This is a genomic window from Candidatus Pelagibacter sp. HIMB1509 (assembly GCF_052047855.1).
Lineage (GTDB): Bacteria > Pseudomonadota > Alphaproteobacteria > Pelagibacterales > Pelagibacteraceae > Pelagibacter.
This window is the reverse complement of record NZ_JBNAIU010000001.1, coordinates 624588-641005: the sequence shown is the minus strand read 5'-3', so window position 1 is coordinate 641005 and position 16418 is coordinate 624588. Positions and strand designations below refer to the sequence as shown.

At 24.3% G+C, this 16418-nt stretch carries 16 protein-coding genes; 9 read left to right on the top strand and 7 right to left on the bottom strand.

Going from position 1 to position 16418, the window contains the following annotated elements:
- The first annotated feature begins 10 nt into the window (after positions 1–10).
- Positions 11–826: a TSCPD domain-containing protein gene (locus tag ACTTBO_RS03290; protein WP_440656392.1), complete on the top strand. Its 816-nt coding sequence runs from the start codon at positions 11–13 to the stop codon at positions 824–826.
- 2 nt (positions 827–828) lie between these two features.
- Here the strand turns inward: ACTTBO_RS03290 and aspS are convergent, their stop codons facing one another.
- The 3 genes from aspS to ACTTBO_RS03275 are packed head-to-tail and all read right to left on the bottom strand — an operon-like array spanning position 829 to position 4352.
- Complete coding sequence (gene aspS, locus ACTTBO_RS03285; RefSeq protein ID WP_440656391.1) at positions 829–2613, bottom strand: aspartate--tRNA ligase; 1785 nt, start codon at positions 2611–2613, stop codon at positions 829–831.
- Positions 2614–3276, bottom strand: a complete 663-nt coding sequence (locus tag ACTTBO_RS03280) for a DNA replication protein (RefSeq protein WP_440656390.1) — start codon at positions 3274–3276, stop codon at positions 2614–2616.
- Complete coding sequence (locus ACTTBO_RS03275; RefSeq protein ID WP_440656389.1) at positions 3273–4352, bottom strand: DUF2066 domain-containing protein; 1080 nt, start codon at positions 4350–4352, stop codon at positions 3273–3275. The genes ACTTBO_RS03280 and ACTTBO_RS03275 overlap by 4 nt, the downstream gene beginning before the upstream one ends.
- A gap of 11 nt (positions 4353–4363) precedes the next feature.
- Here ACTTBO_RS03275 and purM point away from each other — a divergent pair, with 11 nt between their 5' ends.
- Together purM and purN are read left to right on the top strand one after the other, a co-directional pair.
- Positions 4364–5395, top strand: a complete 1032-nt coding sequence (gene purM / locus ACTTBO_RS03270; protein WP_440656388.1) for a phosphoribosylformylglycinamidine cyclo-ligase — start codon at positions 4364–4366, stop codon at positions 5393–5395.
- Complete coding sequence (purN, locus tag ACTTBO_RS03265) at positions 5370–5951, top strand: phosphoribosylglycinamide formyltransferase (protein WP_440656387.1); 582 nt, start codon at positions 5370–5372, stop codon at positions 5949–5951. The genes purM and purN overlap by 26 nt, the downstream gene beginning before the upstream one ends.
- Here purN and ndk read toward each other — a convergent pair.
- Together ndk and ACTTBO_RS03255 are read right to left on the bottom strand one after the other, a co-directional pair.
- On the bottom strand, positions 5941–6342 hold the full coding sequence (gene ndk, locus ACTTBO_RS03260; protein ID WP_440657125.1) for a nucleoside-diphosphate kinase: 402 nt from the start codon (positions 6340–6342) through the stop codon (positions 5941–5943). The genes purN and ndk overlap by 11 nt on opposite strands.
- A gap of 1 nt (position 6343) precedes the next feature.
- Positions 6344–7798 (bottom strand): leucyl aminopeptidase, encoded by a 1455-nt coding sequence (locus tag ACTTBO_RS03255; protein ID WP_440656386.1) that lies wholly within the window; start codon positions 7796–7798, stop codon positions 6344–6346.
- Between the two features lie 60 nt (positions 7799–7858).
- On the opposite strand from ACTTBO_RS03255, the gene ACTTBO_RS03250 reads away from it, so the two are divergent.
- Genes ACTTBO_RS03250 through rsmA form a run of 6 tightly spaced genes read left to right on the top strand, consistent with a single transcriptional unit; the run spans position 7859 to position 15533 of the window.
- The gene (locus ACTTBO_RS03250; protein WP_440656385.1) at positions 7859–9004 is read left to right on the top strand and encodes an LptF/LptG family permease; all 1146 of its coding nucleotides are present in this window, start codon (positions 7859–7861) and stop codon (positions 9002–9004) included.
- Positions 9001–10074 (top strand): LptF/LptG family permease, encoded by a 1074-nt coding sequence (locus ACTTBO_RS03245; RefSeq protein WP_440656384.1) that lies wholly within the window; start codon positions 9001–9003, stop codon positions 10072–10074. The genes ACTTBO_RS03250 and ACTTBO_RS03245 overlap by 4 nt, the downstream gene beginning before the upstream one ends.
- Positions 10064–12883, top strand: coding sequence for an LPS-assembly protein LptD (locus ACTTBO_RS03240; RefSeq protein ID WP_440656383.1), 2820 nt, complete (start codon positions 10064–10066; stop codon positions 12881–12883). Before ACTTBO_RS03245 ends, ACTTBO_RS03240 begins: the two co-directional genes overlap by 11 nt.
- Entirely contained in the window at positions 12864–13799 is a 936-nt protein-coding gene (locus tag ACTTBO_RS03235; RefSeq protein WP_440656382.1) for a peptidylprolyl isomerase, read from the top strand. The genes ACTTBO_RS03240 and ACTTBO_RS03235 overlap by 20 nt, the downstream gene beginning before the upstream one ends.
- Positions 13789–14751 (top strand): 4-hydroxythreonine-4-phosphate dehydrogenase PdxA, encoded by a 963-nt coding sequence (locus ACTTBO_RS03230; RefSeq protein ID WP_440656381.1) that lies wholly within the window; start codon positions 13789–13791, stop codon positions 14749–14751. Before ACTTBO_RS03235 ends, ACTTBO_RS03230 begins: the two co-directional genes overlap by 11 nt.
- Positions 14748–15533: a 16S rRNA (adenine(1518)-N(6)/adenine(1519)-N(6))-dimethyltransferase RsmA gene (rsmA, locus tag ACTTBO_RS03225; protein ID WP_440656380.1), complete on the top strand. Its 786-nt coding sequence runs from the start codon at positions 14748–14750 to the stop codon at positions 15531–15533. The genes ACTTBO_RS03230 and rsmA overlap by 4 nt, the downstream gene beginning before the upstream one ends.
- On the opposite strand, the gene gmk is transcribed toward rsmA, so the two are convergent.
- Together gmk and ACTTBO_RS03215 are read right to left on the bottom strand one after the other, a co-directional pair.
- Entirely contained in the window at positions 15522–16154 is a 633-nt protein-coding gene (gene gmk, locus ACTTBO_RS03220; RefSeq protein ID WP_440656379.1) for a guanylate kinase, read from the bottom strand. The genes rsmA and gmk overlap by 12 nt on opposite strands.
- An 8-nt stretch (positions 16155–16162) precedes the next feature.
- A complete protein-coding gene (locus tag ACTTBO_RS03215; RefSeq protein ID WP_008544320.1) occupies positions 16163–16402 on the bottom strand; it encodes an acyl carrier protein in 240 nt (79 codons plus the stop codon).
- Positions 16403–16418: the final 16 nt, after the last annotated feature.

The following is a 16418-nucleotide window of genomic DNA, read 5'->3' as shown; positions in this document are numbered from 1 at the left end:
CTGAGGTAAAATGGCAAAATATCTTGTAGAAACTTATTACACTTGTACCTTTAAGGTAAATCATTACTTAGACGATATTAATGAAACAGAGCTTAAAAACTTAGAAAAAAGAGACGATGGTAAATTCGAAGTTTTAGATGTCAAATTAGATAATAGAAAAACTAAAAGTTTAGATCCAAATAATAGTAAAGTAGTTGAAAATAAAAAAATTGAAATTGTCTCAAAAAGTACAAGTGAAAATTCTATAAGTAAAGAAACCGTCGTTCAAAACTTAAACAAGTCCTCAGAAAAAGGTGGGAAAAGATTTAGTATGCCTGACAGACGAAAAGGCTATATTCAAAAAGCTACAATTGGAGATCATAAAGTTTATCTTCATACAGGTGAATATGAGGATGGAAAAATTGGAGAAATATTTATCGACACAAGTAAAGAAGGAGAACTAGTTAAGGCATTAATGAATAACTTTGCTATAGCAGTTTCTTTAGGTCTTCAATATGGAGTGCCATTGGATGAGTTTATAAGTGCATTCGTGGGAACAAAATTTGAACCATCAGGTAAAGTACATGGAAATGATAGAATATTGAGCGCTACATCTATTTTAGATTATATTTTTAGAGAGTTAGCTATATCTTACCAAAATAGAGAAGATCTTGCACATACTCCTGCAATTGGTGGAAATGATACAAATGATCAAGAAAATGAAGATCAAAATCAATTATTAAAAATTGTTAAGGATATTACTAGCAAAGGATTTGTAAGAAATAACTATAAAAAAAATCTAGTTGATTTATCTGATGTTAAAATAAGTCTTAAAGGTAAAAAATAATTTTATTTTTTATTTTTTAAAGACAAGTTCAATTCTTTTAACTGTTCAGGATTAACTTCAGATGGAGCGTTCATCATCAAATCCTGTGCATTTTGGTTCATTGGAAACATTGTTACTTCTCTAATATTTTTTTCATTAGCTAACAACATAACAATTCTATCGATTCCAGGAGCAATACCCCCGTGAGGTGGAGCACCATAACTTAATGCATTTATCATACCACTAAATTTTTCATCTACTTGCTGCTTATCATAACCAGCAATTGAGAATAACTTATACATAAGTTCAGGTTTATGATTTCTTATAGCGCCAGAGGATAATTCAATACCATTACAAACAATATCATATTGATAAGCCAATAGTTCTAGAGGATTTTCAAGTTCTTTTTCTGTCAAATCACCTTGTGGCATAGAAAATGGATTATGACTAAATTCAATTTTATTGGTTACTTCATCTCTTTCAAACATTGGATAATCAACTATCCAGCAAAACGCGAAAACATCTTCATCAATTAAATCTAAATCTTCTGCAATTTTATTTCTTGCCTGAGAAGTTATTTTTTCTAATTCATTTTGTTTGCCACAAGCTAGAAAAATACTGTCCCCTACTTCTGCATTAGTTAAATTCATTATTTCTGACAATGCTTCTTCTGAAAAAAATTTTCCTATAGGTCCTTTGCCAGATAACTCAGTATTTTTTTCAAATGTAAAATAAGCCAAACCTGATGCTCCTTGTTCTTTAGCCCATTTATCAATATTATCGAAAAAGCTTCTTGGTTTATCCTTAGTATTTTTTGTTATTATGCATCTTACTCTTGAACCAGATTTTACTAACTTTTTAAATATTTCAAAAGATACATCTTCTCTTGTAAATATTTCAGTAATATCATTTATTATAAGTGGATTTCTTAAATCAGGTTTATCACTTCCATATTTTAACATTGCTTCTTTGTAAGAAATTCTTGGAAACTTATCATTTAATAATTTTTTATTCGAAAATGTTTTAAAAGTATTAACCATTAATTTTTCAACAACATTGAAAACATCTTCTTGTTCTACAAAAGACATTTCTAAATCTAGTTGATAAAATTCACCTGGACTTCTGTCTGCTCTTGCATCCTCATCCCTAAAGCAAGGGGCTATTTGAAAATACTTATCAAAACCAGATACCATAATTAGTTGTTTAAATTGTTGTGGCGCTTGAGGTAACGCATAAAACTTCCCTGGATTTAATCTACTTGGAACTAAAAAGTCTCTAGCACCCTCAGGACTAGAGGATGTTAGTATTGGTGTTTGGAATTCTAAAAAACCTAATTTAGTCATTTCATTTCTAATGTGTGAAATAACTTTTGATCTTAAGATTATATTTTCATGTATTTTTTTTCTTCTTAAATCCAGAAATCTATATTTTAACCTTATTTCCTCAGCATATTCTTGATCACTGAAAACTGGCATCGGTAATTCTTTGCAAGAACCTAGTTCTTCGTAAGTATCAATTTTTACCTCAATTTCTCCTGTACCTATTTCTTTGTTAATTGTATCTTCAGATCGAGCTACAACCTTACCTTCGATTTTAACTACAGTTTCTAATTGAGTTTTTTCTAAGTTTGTGAAATTTTTATTATCCTTATCTATAATACATTGTGTGACACCGTAATTATCTCTTAAATCTATGAATAATAAGTTACCATGATCTCGTTTTTTATTGATCCAGCCTGAAAGAAATACTTTTTTATCAACGTCTTCTTTTCTTAATTTGTTACAAGTATGTGTTCTATATTTACTCAATTAATCTCCTAAAGCTTCTTTAATAATTTTAAAATCGATTGGTTTTTTCCTTTTTAAACTAATTTCGTCGATCTTATATATGAATTCAGATATTTTGCCATAGGATCTATCTATTCTTTTTATAATGAAATCTATTAATTTCTTATCAATTGATATCTGACGATCAGAAAGATTTTTTAATATTAGGGCATATAATAAATCATCCTCTGGTTTATCAATCTTTGATAAAATAAAATTTTTAGCTCTAGAATTTAAATCATTTAATTCAAAGGAGTAATCAACTATAGGTTTGGTTGAAGTAACAATTAAGTATTTGTTGTCTTGCTCAATATTGTTCAAAAAAGTAAATAATAACTTTTCATCAATATTTTTATTTAAATCTTCAATAATTATATTTTCATAAATTTTAATTTTTTTTAAATATTCATTATTAATATCAGCTGCGTTTATTTTAATACCCTTAAATTTATGTAAAAAAATGTTAATTAAATGAGATTTTCCAGAAAATTTTTCGCCAATTAAATTTATAAAATTTTTTTCCCATTTAGGCCAACTATTCAATAATAAAAATGAAAATTCATTAGATTTTGATACATAAAAATCCTGATCTTGAAAGTTTTGTTCATAATCAAATTTTAAGATTTCTTGATTTAAAGATTTCATTCTAATACCCAAATTTTATTTTTGATTTCAAAAAAATAATCATAGTCTTTCATCACATTTAAGAACTGATCTCGGGTACCATTAAATATTATTTTGTAAATATTTTTTTTATTATCAAATTTAAATATATTAAATTTATTAACCAATTCTATACTTGAAAGTGCTTCTTCAAACTGATCGATTTTAATTATATTGCTATTATCAACTGATATAGTCAAATCCAATTTAATTGATGTATTTATTATGTTTTTTAATTTCCAATAATCTTCAAAAACTATTTTTTGTTTATCTATGAATTTTTTTAAATCATCTAAATTTTCTAAATTGATATTTTTGAATTTAAAATTTTTTAAATTTTGGTTCTTGTTAAATACTATTTGATTAAGTACTCGAATTTCTTGATTATTTTTAAAAACAATCATTATAATAAAATCTTCAAAATTATATTTTTTTGAAATTTCTCTAAAATCAAAATCTTCTAAATTGTTAATATTTTTTTTAATTAAATTATAATCATCGATATCCTCGTTTGGTAAAATGTAATTTAGTTGATGGTGTTTTTCTTTTTTAAAATTCCAATTTTTAAATAATTGACTTTCTGAAAAAAGAAATATTTCATTTTTTTCTTCATCTACTTCTATTGGAAAAAAAATTAAATCTTTTCGAATAATAGATGAAGGGAATACATTTTTTTTTTCTAATAATTCAAAAAAACTTTTTTTATTAAATTCAACATTTAAGGTAAGATTATATATTTCATCAATAAAACTTTCTTGAACAATAGAAAATGTTTCAACTAAACTTTTGACTTCTTTAGTTGATGTGTTTTGAAGTTTTTTTTGATCTTTGCTTTGAGCTATGGTTAAAATAAGTTCCTCATATGCTTCAACAAAACCTCGATTTATTATCTTATTTTTGTCAAATGAGGCATTAAATGGAGATGAAATTTCAATTTCTTTTATAGAAAATGTTTTTGCAATACTATTTTCTGTGGAAAAAAAAATATTTAATAAAGCAAGAAATAGAAAAAGATTATATAAACTCTTCTGTTTAATAAATTTTGAAAAACACCTCATATAATATTTTAATGAATAATAAAAATTTTACCTATAAAAAAAGTGGTGTTAACATTAAAGCTGCTGATAAGTTTGTAAATTTCATTTCATCAGTATCATCAAAAAAAAGGGGCAAAAAAAAGTTTTCTAATATTGGGGGCTTTGGTTCTATTTCAAATATCCCAAGTAACATAAAGCAACCTCAAATAGTTGCTTGCACAGATGGTGTTGGTACTAAAATTGAAATAGCTAATTCTTTAAATAAATTTGATACAATTGGTATTGATCTTGTAGCAATGAGTGTAAACGATTTAATTGTTCAAGGTGCAAAACCGTTGCTTTTTTTAGATTACATTTCAATAAACAAGATTGATTTAATTAAACTTAAATCGATCATTAAAGGAATAGTTAAGGGCTGTAAACTATCAGATTGTGAACTTGTAGGTGGAGAAACAGCAGAAATGCCTGGTACTTATTCAAAAGGTAAATTTGATATAGCTGGTTTTGCTGTTGGTGTTGTAGGTAAAAATAAAATCTTAAATAAAAATAAAATCAAAAAAAATAATTTAATATTAGCAATACCATCTAACGGATTACATTCAAATGGTTTTTCACTGGTAAGATATGTGATTAATAAAAAAAAAATTAATATAAATAAAAATAAATTTTTAAAATCAGAACTTTTGAAACCAACAAAAATATATGTGAAAGAAATAATCAATATAATTTCAAAAAATCTTATTAATGGTTGTGCAAATATTACAGGGGGAGGACTTGCGGATAATATCAAAAGAGTTATTCCTGATAACATGGTAGCAGATATTTATTTAAACAAAATTAAAACTTTAAAAATATTTAATTGGCTTAAAAAAAATGGAATACCAGAAAATGAAATGTTAAAAACATTTAACTGCGGTGTTGGTTTTTGTTTAATTATCAACAAAAAAAACCTAAAAAAAGTTCAAAGTTATTTTCCTAAAGATTACAAACCATATGTAATTGGAAAAATTATTAATGGCAAAAATAAAGTAAAATTAAATGGTTCTGTCAACTGGAACAAATAAAATTATAACTGCAGTATTTATTTCTGGAACAGGTAGTAATTTAAAATCACTGATTAAGTTTTCTAAATTTAAAAAATCACCTATTTCAATTAAGCTAATCATTACCAATAATAAATTAGCTAAAGGTTTAAAATATGGAAAAATTTTCAAAATAAAAAAAAAAATAATTAATTTCAAAAATAAAGAAATTGCAGAAAAAAAAATAATTAATGAGCTTAAAAGAAATAAAATTGAATTAATTTGCTTAGCAGGATTTATGAAAATCTTTTCAAAGAATTTCATTAAAAATTTTAAGGGTAAAATTTTAAATATTCATCCATCCTTACTACCAAAATACAAAGGCTTAAATACCCATCAAAGAGCTATAGAAAATAAAGACAAATACTCAGGATGTACTGTACATTTTGTTAATTCAAAATTGGACTCTGGGAAAATAATCCTTCAAAAAAAGGTTAAAATTTTAAAGAAAGATACTCCAGATAGTCTTTCTAAAAGAATTTTAACTCAAGAACACAAATTATATCCAAAAGCTATTTTGAAAGTCTTTAATCTTTAAAAAAGAAATCAATTTCAATTTTTGCATTTTCAACACTGTCGGATCCATGAACAGAATTTTTATCAATTGAAATCCCATATTTCTTTCTGATTGTACCTTCTTCAGCATCATTAGGATTAGTTGCTCCCATTAATTCTCTATTTTCCAACACAGCATTTTCTTTTTCAAGTACCATCACCACTATTGGACCTGAAGATAAGTATTCACACAAATCATTATAAAATGGCTTTGTTTCATGAACTCTATAAAAGTTTTCAGCCTCAGATTTTTCAATTTGAATTTTTTTTTCTTTTAAAATAGAAAAACCGTTGTTTTTAAACATTTCTTTTATTTGATTTTCGAGATTTCTCTCTACTGCATCTGGTTTTATAATTGATAAAGTTTGTTCAATATTACTCATATTTGTCCTCTATTAGTTTATTTAATAATCTTACTCCATAACCTGTAGCTCCACCTGAATTTAATGCACCTCCATATTTAGAGAATGCCATACCAGCTATATCTAGGTGAGCCCACGGTGTTTTCTTTAAAATAAATCTTTGTAAAAATTGAGCAGCGGTTGTTGAGCCTGCTCCTCCAACATAATTTATATTTTGCATATCAGCATTTTTAGAGTCTATTAATTTATCAAAATTTTTATTTAAAGGCATTCTCCAAACTTTTTCTTCAACTTTTTCACCAGCTTCAATTAATTGTTTTGACAAATTATCATCATTTGAAAATAAACCAGCATATTCAGATCCTAATGAAACAATTATTGCACCTGTTAATGTTGCCAAATCAACAATAAATTTTGGTTTAAACTTTTCTTCTGTGTAAGTAAGTGCATCTGCGAGAACCAATCTACCTTCTGCATCTGTGTTTAAAATTTCAACAGTTTTTCCACTGTAAGATTTCACTATATCTCCAGGTCTTTGAGCACTTCCTCCTGGCATATTTTCAACTAACCCAACAACACCAACTGCATTTACTTTTGCTTTTCTTAAAGCCAAGGTCTTCATTAACCCGACAACTACTGCTGATCCCGCCATGTCGTAAGTCATATCTTCCATAAATTTAGCTGGCTTAAGTGAAATTCCACCTGTATCAAAACATACTCCCTTTCCTACAAAAGCTAATGGTTTAGAATTATTTTTTAAACCTTTCCATTCCATTGTTACTAAATATGAACCTCTAATACTACCTTGACCTACACCCAACAAAGTATTCATTCCAAGTTTTTTTAATTTTTTTTCATCATAAACATTTACTTTCAAACCAATCTTAGACAAAGTTTTTAATCTTTTTGCATATTCATCTGGATGCAAAACATTGCCTGGCTCTGAAACTAAATCCCTTGTGTAAAAAGTCCCCTCCTCTATAGCTTTAAATTTTATTTGGTTTTTTAAAAATAGTTTATTTTTACCAACGACAGTTAAAAAGATATTTTTATTCTCTTTTTTAGTCTTATATTTTTCAAATTTATAAGATTTTAATCTTAGTCCATGCAAAAAATATCCCAAAAAGTATTTGTTTTCTTCTGATAAAGTTTCAGAATTAATTATACAATTATTTTGTTTGAAATCTCTGATAAGAACATAAAAGTTAGCACCTAGGTTTTCTAAATCAGAATTACTTTGTTTTTTTTTTAATGAAATTAATATAATTTTTTTTTTAGAATTAACGTCAAAATCTAATATTTTTTTTTTTGGTTCTTTGGATTTTAATAAATCAGCAATAAATGAAAATTCACTGCCTGAAATAAATTTTTTTAAATTTAAAATATTTAATTTTTCATCAACAAAAAAAACGTAATTTGATGATTTTTTTTTTGGTGAGAAATTTTTATAATTGATAGAAATAGACATAATTTTTAATACACTCTGCACGAGTAGGGTGGTATATATGTTTAAAATTATAACATTTCAATGAAAAAAATTTTATTTAGAAAGTTATTAAAGGATTATCTGGTTTTTTTCTGTATTGCTTTAATTAGTGCTAGTATAGTGATTTGGGTTTTTCAGGCTGTTAATTTTCTTGATATTATTATTGAAGATGGAAGGAATTATTTAATTTATATTAAATTTTCTATATTAAATTTTCCAAAAATATTAAGTAAATTAATGCCTTTTGTATTATTTTTTAGTTTATTTTACGTCACAATTAGACATGAGTTAAATAATGAATTAATGATTTTATGGAACTTTGGAATAAACAAAATTGATATAGTAAATTTTTATCTAAAGTTTTCGTTAATTATATTACTTTTACAAATATTATTTACAAGTTATCTAGTTCCAAAATCACAGGATATTGCAAGATCATATCTAAGAACTTCTACAATAAATTTTTATGGAAATTTTATTAAGCCTCAAAAATTTAATGACACAATTAAAGGAACAACTATTTATACTGAAAAAAAAGATATTCAAGGAAACTTTAAAAATATTTTTATAAAAAAAGAAAAAGATCCAGATAATTTTCAAACTATTCACGCAAAGAAAGGAATTTTAGAAGAGATAAATGGTGTACCTTATCTTGTTTTGTTTAATGGTGAAAACATTAAAGTAAATAATAATAAGATAACTACTATTGGGTTTTCAAAATTTAATTTTGCACTAAATGCATCTAAAACAAATACTACTACTTATATCAAAACACAGGAACTCCCTAGCTTAAAGCTCATTGAATGTATGAGTACACTCTACAAAATTAAATTAAAATTCATAAAATCACTAAATACTAAAATCGAAAATTGTTCTAATGAAAATAAAATTAATATCTTAAGAGAAATTTATAAGAGATTGTTAGTTCCCATTTATATACCAATTTTGACATTAATTCCTCTTTTATTAATAATCACGTCTAAAGAAAATATTCATTATTTTAAAATAAAAATTTTAGTTTTCTTATTGGGTTTATTTACAGTAATTTTTTCTGAAACAACTATAAGATTTATAGATGTAATTTTAATTAATAATATTAAATTTATTTTTATTCCTTTTGCAATTTTATTTATCATATACATTACTTTCATCTACTATTTCAGATTAAAGTTTAAAATAAATATATGAAAACTTATATAAAATTTATTTTAATTATTTTCTATAAAGCTTTTTTGTACTCTACCTTGGTTACATTCAGTTTAGTTTTCATAATGAGTTTATTAAGTGAATTAGATTTTTTTAAAGAAATAGATATAGAGATTATTACACCATTATTATTGAGTTTATTGATTTCACCATCAGTAATTTTTGAAATGTTTCCTTTTATTTTTCTTATTACTGGACAATTATTTTTTATTAAACTTTTTGAAAATAACCAGATTGAAACTTTTAAATATTCTGGTCTAAAAAATACAAAAATTTTATCTATTTTGAGCTTTATTTCTTTAATAACAGGTTTATTTATTATTATAGGATTTTATGGTTTTTCTGCTAATTTAAAGAATTTATATTTAGAACTCAAATCCCCATATACTAAAGATGGAAAATACTTAGCTGTAATTACAAAAAATGGTTTATGGATAAGAGATAAAGTAGAAAATAGGATTATGATAATTAATTCCTCCAAAATAGAAAAAGGAAATCTAATTAATAGTTTCATAAGTGAATTCGATTTAAATTATAATTCTATTAGAAAAATAAAAAGTAACAAAATAAATATTTCAAAGAAAGAATGGTTAATTAATGATGCAGAAATTATTACAAACAATGAAAAACAAAATAAGAAAATATTAAAATTTAAAACAAATTTTGATCTAAATAGAATTAAAGGACTTTATTCCGATCTCTCGTCATTAAATATTATTGCACTTTTAGAATTAAGGAAAAATTATAAAAATTTAAATTATTCGATTAAAGATATAGATCTTCAGTTAATGAAAATAATTCTTTATCCATTATATATGCTTTTAATGACTATTTTTGCAGCACTTACAATGTTTAAAATTAAAAAATTCACTAGTACAACATTTAAAATTTCTTTAGGATTGTTTTTTTCAGTAATAATTTACTATATTAATAATTTCTTTTTTATAATGGGTTCAACAGAAAAATTGTCTATTGGCACTTCATTAAGTATTCCATTATTAATTTTACTCTTTTCAGTCAGTTTAATGTTAAATAAAATAAATGAAAAATAAAAATATATTTATTTACGTTTTTTTTTTAATTTTTTTTAATAATCTAATATTCTCTGAATTAGTTGCTGATGATCAATTTAATTTTGATGTAACTGAAGTAAAAATTGAAAATAATGGAAATATTTTCAAAGGTTTAAAAAGAGGTAAAGCAAGTACTGTGAATGGAGTCGCTATTGAAGCTGATACCTTTGAATACAATAAACTAACAAATATTTTAAATGCTTATGGAAATGTAATCTTAAAAGACAGTGTCAATAAGTTAACAATAACAAGTGAGACCGCGACCTATTTTAAAAATGAGGAAAAACTAGTAACAAAAGAAAATTCGACTGCAAATGATGACAAAGGAAATTTGATTACTGCTGATACCTTTGAATACAATAAACTAACAAATATTTTAAATGCTTATGGAAATGTAATCTTAAAAGACAGTGTCAATAAGTTAACAATAACAAGTGAGACCGCGACCTATTTTAAAAATGAGGAAAAACTAGTAACAAAAGAAAATTCGACTGCAAATGATGACAAAGGAAATTTGATTACAGGTAAAAACTTTAGTTATGATAAAATTAACAATATATTTAACGCAGAAGGAAATGTTGAAGTAATAAACAAAATTGAAAATTATCAAATTAATTCAGAAGATATAACGTATTTTAAAAATCAAGAAAAAATCATCACAACCGGAAAAACAACATCGTTGGTACAATCAAAATATAGTATTATTTCAAAAAATTTAATATTTTATGTTTCTAAAAAAGAACTGTCTTCAAATTTCAATACTACCATTAAAGACTTAGAGGAAAACTTATTTATAGTTGATAAATTTAATTATTTAATTGATTCTGAAACTTTAAAAGGTGAAAACATTCTGATTATTACAGAGAATGAAAAACCAACAAGTGATAAATACTATTTTTCAAATGGTATAATTGATTTGAAAAATAAAGACTTTGTAGCTAAGGATCCTAAGATTTATGTTCACAAAAATATATTTGACAACTCACGAAATGATCCACGTTTGTTTGGCTCTACATCAATTAAAGAAGGGGGAATAACAACAATAACAAATGGGGTTTTTACTAGTTGCGAAGTTCAAAATGAAAAATGTCCACCTTGGAAAATTAAAGCTAAAAAAATAAAACATGATAAAAACAAAAAACAATTAATTTATGATCATGCAGTTCTTGAACTTTATGATATTCCAATATTTTATTATCCTAAATTTTTTCATCCTGATCCTACGGTAAAAAGACAATCAGGTTTTTTGCAACCAAGATTAAACAACTCTAAAGTATTGGGATCATCAATTTATTTACCTTATTACAAAGTTATAGATGTTAATAAAGATTATACTTTTAAGCCAACAATATTTGATAAAGATATACTAATGTTGCAAAATGAATATAGGGAAGTTAATAAAAATTCTGAACTTGAAATTGATTATGCGTATATTGATGGATTTAAATCTTCAATTACTAAGAAAAAAACTAGTATTTCACATTTATTCACAAAACTTAAGTTAGATTTGAATTTAGATGAATATTTGATTAGTGATATCAATGTCAATATCGAAAAAGTAAATAATGACACATACTTAAAAATTTTTGATAATAACTTAACTGGAACTAATCTTAAACCAAAGGACTCTGATAATTTAACAAGTGAAATAAAATTAAATTTAAAAAATAAAGGTTTTAATTTTAATGCAGGTTTCAAATCTTACGAAAATTTACAATTAAAAAATAGTGATAGGTATCAATATATTTTACCTTATTATAATTTTTCTAAAAACCTTTCATCAAATTTTGCTAATGGATCTATAAACTTAAATTCAAAAGGAAATAATAATTTAAAAAATACGAACAATCTAAGAACAAATATTATTAATAATCTAAATTATTTAGGTAATGACTATATATTTAATACAGGATTAAAAAATAATATAAATATTTATCTTAAGAATCTTAATGCAGTAGGAAAAAATGATACTGAATATAAATCAAGTCCATCATCAGAATTAATGAGTATTTTTGAACTGACTAGTGAATTACCATTAGAAAAAAAAAGTCAGACAAATTTAAACAAATTAACTCCAAAAATATCTTTAAGACTTAATCCAACTGATATGAAAAATTATTCAAACGTTGGTAGAGGAATAAATGTAAATAATATATTTAATATAAACAGGCTCGCAATGGAAGATACCCTGGAGTCAGGTGAATCTTTAACAATTGGATTAGGTTACAATGTGGAAGATAAAGTAGATTATAATAAATATTTTAAAATTGATGTTGCTACAGTTTTTAGAAATGAAGAAGTTAATGAAATTTCTAAATCAACTACATTAAATAAGAAACAATCAAATATTTTCGGTTCAATAGAAAATAGATTTTCTGATTTTTGGACATTAGAATATGATTTTGCTGTTACAAACAACTTAAATAAAGTTGAATACAACTCAATTAATTCTACTTTTTCATTAAATAATTTTGTTACTACATTTAATTTTATTGAAAAAAATGGTGTAATGGGGAGTGCTAATACCATAGAAAACTCAACAAAATACCAATTTAATGAAAATAATTATTTATCTTTTAATAGTAGAAGAAATAGAAAGTTAAATTTAACTGAATTTTATGACTTAGTTTATGAGTATAAAAATGATTGTTTAACAGCAGGTATTAAATATAGAAAAACCTATTATGAAGACAGAGAGCTAGTACCAACAGAAGACTTGTTGTTTACAATCACGTTCTATCCTCTAACAACATACGAACAAGAGATTGATGATAACTTATACAATTAAAAAATTAAGCTTTCTAATATTGATAATTTTATTTTGTTCATATGCAAATTCGTTAGAAAATAAAATACTCTTAAAAATTGATAATGACATAATAACCTCAATAGATTTAGAAAAAGAAATAAATTATTTAACTGCTTTAAATCCAAATATTAAAAATTTAGAAAAAAAAAGAGTCCTTAAACTATCAATGGATTCACTAGTTAGAGAAAAAATCAAACATAAGGAATTGCTTAAATATATTGATAAGTTGGATGTAGAAGAGCAATATTTAAACATTTTGATGGAGTCTATGATTGTCAAATTAGGTTTGAATTCTAAAGAAGAATTTAATCAATATCTTAAAAGAAGTAGTGTGGATATCAAGGAAGTAAATAAAAAGTTAAAAATTGAAATTGCCTGGAATCAATTAATTTATTCTAAATTTTCAAAAAATCTAAAAATTGATAAAAATAAGATTAAAAAAAATCTAATGTCTGAAGATAATTTAATCACAAATAGTTATCTATTATCAGAAATACTATTTGATTTGAAGAATATGAATAATTTCAAAAAAAAGTTAGATTTAATTAAGAATGATATTAATGAAAAAGGTTTCGAAAATGCTGCACTAATTCACAGCATATCTGAGTCATCTTCATTAGGAGGAAATGTTGGATGGATTAATGAAAATACTTTAAATTCAAAAATAAAAAATGAAATTTCTAAGCTTAGTATCAATCAATATACGAAACCAATTCAAGTTCCAGCAGGATTTTTAATCCTAAAAGTAAATGATATTAAAAAAATAAAAAAAAAATTTAATTTAAATGAAGAAATTGAAAAAATTGTTAAAGTTAAAACAAATCAACAATTAAATCAATTTGCCAATATTTATTTTAACAAAATTAAAAAAGAAATAAAAATTGATGAACTTTAAACCAATTCTGATTGTAGCTGGTGAACCCAATAGTATATTTCTTGAGATTTTTTTTAAAGCTATAAAAATAAAAGTTAAAAGTCCTCTAATTTTAATAGCATCTCAAAAGTTATTAATTTTGCAAATGAAAAAATTAAAAATAAATAAAAAAATTAAAATAATTAATGTAAAAAAAATTAAAAATTATTCCTTAGATAATAAAGTCATAAATTTAATAAATGTAGAATATAATCAGAAAAAACCATTTGAAAAAATTTCAAAAAAATCAAACAATTATATTAATAAATCTTTTTTAGTTGCAACTAATCTTATTAAAAAAAAAATTACTAATAAGTTAATTAATGGTCCGATATCAAAAAAAACTTTTTTAGGTAAAACAAAGTTAGGAATTACTGAATATATATCAGATAAATTTTTTGTTAAAAATAATGCTATGCTAATATTTAATAAAGATCTTTCTGTTTGTCCTATTACAACTCATGTTCCAATTAAACATGTTTCAAAAAGTATTAGTAAAAAACTCATTATTGATAAAGCAAAACTTATTAATAATTTTTATAGACAAAAATTAAAAATGAAACCAAAGATAGCTGTATTAGGACTCAATCCTCATTGTGAAACTGTAAGTTCTTTTGATGAAGATAAAAAAATAGTTGCTCCCGCTATCAATTATTTAAAAAGAAAAAATGTAAAAGTCTTTGGGCCTTTCTCTTCAGATACAATTTTTTTGAAACAAAACCGTTCTAAATATGATGTGATTCTAGGCATGTACCATGATCAAGTTTTATCTCCATTAAAAACATTATTTGAGTATGATGCTATAAATATAACTTTGGGATTGCCATTTACAAGAATATCTCCTGATCATGGACCAAATGAACGTATGCTTGGAAAAAATAAATCAAACCCTCTTAGTTTAATGAGAGCAATCTCATTTTTAGATAAAAATTGATAAGAGCAAAAAAAAGTTTAGGTCAAAACTTCTTAATTGATAAAAAAGTTTTAAATCAAATAGTCAATTGTGTTGCTATTGAGAACAAAACTATATTAGAAATAGGACCTGGCACAGGTAACCTTACGAAATATATTTTAAATAAAAAACCTAAAAATTTTACCGTAATTGAGAAAGATAATAACCTTGCAAATAAATTGAAAGAACAATTCAAAGAAAATTTAAAAATAATAAACGATGATATTTTAAATGTTGACGAACGCTTGTTATTTAAAGAAAAAGTAATTGTTTTTGGTAATTTGCCATACAATATATCTACAGAAATTTTAAGCAAATGGATAATTAATTTAAATAATAATTTTTGGTTTGAGAATTTAGTTTTAATGTTTCAAAAAGAAGTAGCAGACAGAATAGTAGCTAGCTACAACAATTCAAATTATGGAAGATTATCAATTCTGGCAAATTGGAAACTAATTATTAAAAAAATATGTGATATAAAACCTGACTCATTTTTACCAAAGCCAAAGATATATAGTAGTTTACTTTTTTTTTCTCCAAGAAAAAATTTTTATAAAATTAATAATCCAAAAAATTTAGAAAAAATTACTAGAGTTTTTTTTAGCAATAGAAGAAAAATGATTAAAAAACCATTCAATCAAATTTTTAATGGTGATCCAAGGATATTGAAAAAACTTAATATTGATTTAAATTTAAGACCTCAAAATTTAGATTTTAAAACTTATTACAAACTTACAGAAGAATATGAGAATTTACGAAGTTAGTTTTTCAATATGATTTCTAATAAAATTTAAATCATAATCTTTAGAACCATCATTTAATTCTGCCTCTATAAGATTATCAATTTTATTATAACATTTTTCTATTTCGTCATTTATGATTACATAATCATAATTTATCCAATGCAAAACATCTCTTTCAAACTGTTTCATTCTTTCTTCTGCAATCAACTTATCTCTCATATCTCTGTTAGATAATCTTTGAAATAATACTTCTTTACTTGGAGGTAAGATAAAAAATGAAATCAACTTGAAATCGAGTTTTTTATTTTTTATTTGATCTGCGCCTTGCCAGTCAATGTCAAACAAAACATTTTTACCTTTGTTTAAATTATCAATAACTTGTGTCCTTGTTGTGCCATATAAATTATTAAATACTTTCGCATATTCTAGAAATTCTTCATTTTTAATTAATCTTTTGAATTCATTGTCGTTAATAAAATAATAATCTTTATTATTAATCTCCCCTGGGCGAGGTTTTCTAGTAGTATGTGAAACGGAAATTTCGTAGTTATCCTTTTTTGATAGCAACTTTACTAAAGTAGTTTTACCTGCACCAGAAGGCGAGGAAAGTATGATCATCACCCCATCTTTTTTTGAGGGCATTGAAATTTCTAGTTTGCTTTTCCTTCGATAAACTTAACTGCATCTCCAACAGTTAAAATTTTCTCTGCCTCACTATCTGAAATTTCAGATCCAAATTCTTCTTCAAAAGCCATCACTAATTCAACTGTATCTAGGCTATCAGCTCCTAAATCATCTATAAAACTTGATTCTTCAGTTACTTTTGCCTCATCGATACCTAAGTGATCTGCTACAATTTTTTTTACTTTGCTTGAAACGTCTTCTGACATATTGATCCTTTTTGTT

What these genes read in the sequence shown, in the direction of transcription:
- purN (WP_440656387.1), top strand. Translation starts at nt 5,370, where the DNA reads ATGGTTCTGTCAACTGGAACAAATAAAATTATAACTGCAGTATTTATT.
- ACTTBO_RS03240 (WP_440656383.1), top strand. Translation starts at nt 10,064, where the DNA reads ATGAAAAATAAAAATATATTTATTTACGTTTTTTTTTTAATTTTTTTT.
- gmk (WP_440656379.1), bottom strand. Translation starts at nt 16,154, where the DNA reads ATGCCCTCAAAAAAAGATGGGGTGATGATCATACTTTCCTCGCCTTCT.
- ACTTBO_RS03245 (WP_440656384.1), top strand. Translation starts at nt 9,001, where the DNA reads ATGAAAACTTATATAAAATTTATTTTAATTATTTTCTATAAAGCTTTT.
- ACTTBO_RS03230 (WP_440656381.1), top strand. Translation starts at nt 13,789, where the DNA reads ATGAACTTTAAACCAATTCTGATTGTAGCTGGTGAACCCAATAGTATA.
- ACTTBO_RS03280 (WP_440656390.1), bottom strand. Translation starts at nt 3,276, where the DNA reads ATGAAATCTTTAAATCAAGAAATCTTAAAATTTGATTATGAACAAAAC.
- purM (WP_440656388.1), top strand. Translation starts at nt 4,364, where the DNA reads ATGAATAATAAAAATTTTACCTATAAAAAAAGTGGTGTTAACATTAAA.
- ACTTBO_RS03275 (WP_440656389.1), bottom strand. Translation starts at nt 4,352, where the DNA reads ATGAGGTGTTTTTCAAAATTTATTAAACAGAAGAGTTTATATAATCTT.
- ACTTBO_RS03255 (WP_440656386.1), bottom strand. Translation starts at nt 7,798, where the DNA reads ATGTCTATTTCTATCAATTATAAAAATTTCTCACCAAAAAAAAAATCA.
- ACTTBO_RS03235 (WP_440656382.1), top strand. Translation starts at nt 12,864, where the DNA reads ATGATAACTTATACAATTAAAAAATTAAGCTTTCTAATATTGATAATT.
- ACTTBO_RS03215 (WP_008544320.1), bottom strand. Translation starts at nt 16,402, where the DNA reads ATGTCAGAAGACGTTTCAAGCAAAGTAAAAAAAATTGTAGCAGATCAC.
- ACTTBO_RS03290 (WP_440656392.1), top strand. Translation starts at nt 11, where the DNA reads ATGGCAAAATATCTTGTAGAAACTTATTACACTTGTACCTTTAAGGTA.
- ACTTBO_RS03250 (WP_440656385.1), top strand. Translation starts at nt 7,859, where the DNA reads ATGAAAAAAATTTTATTTAGAAAGTTATTAAAGGATTATCTGGTTTTT.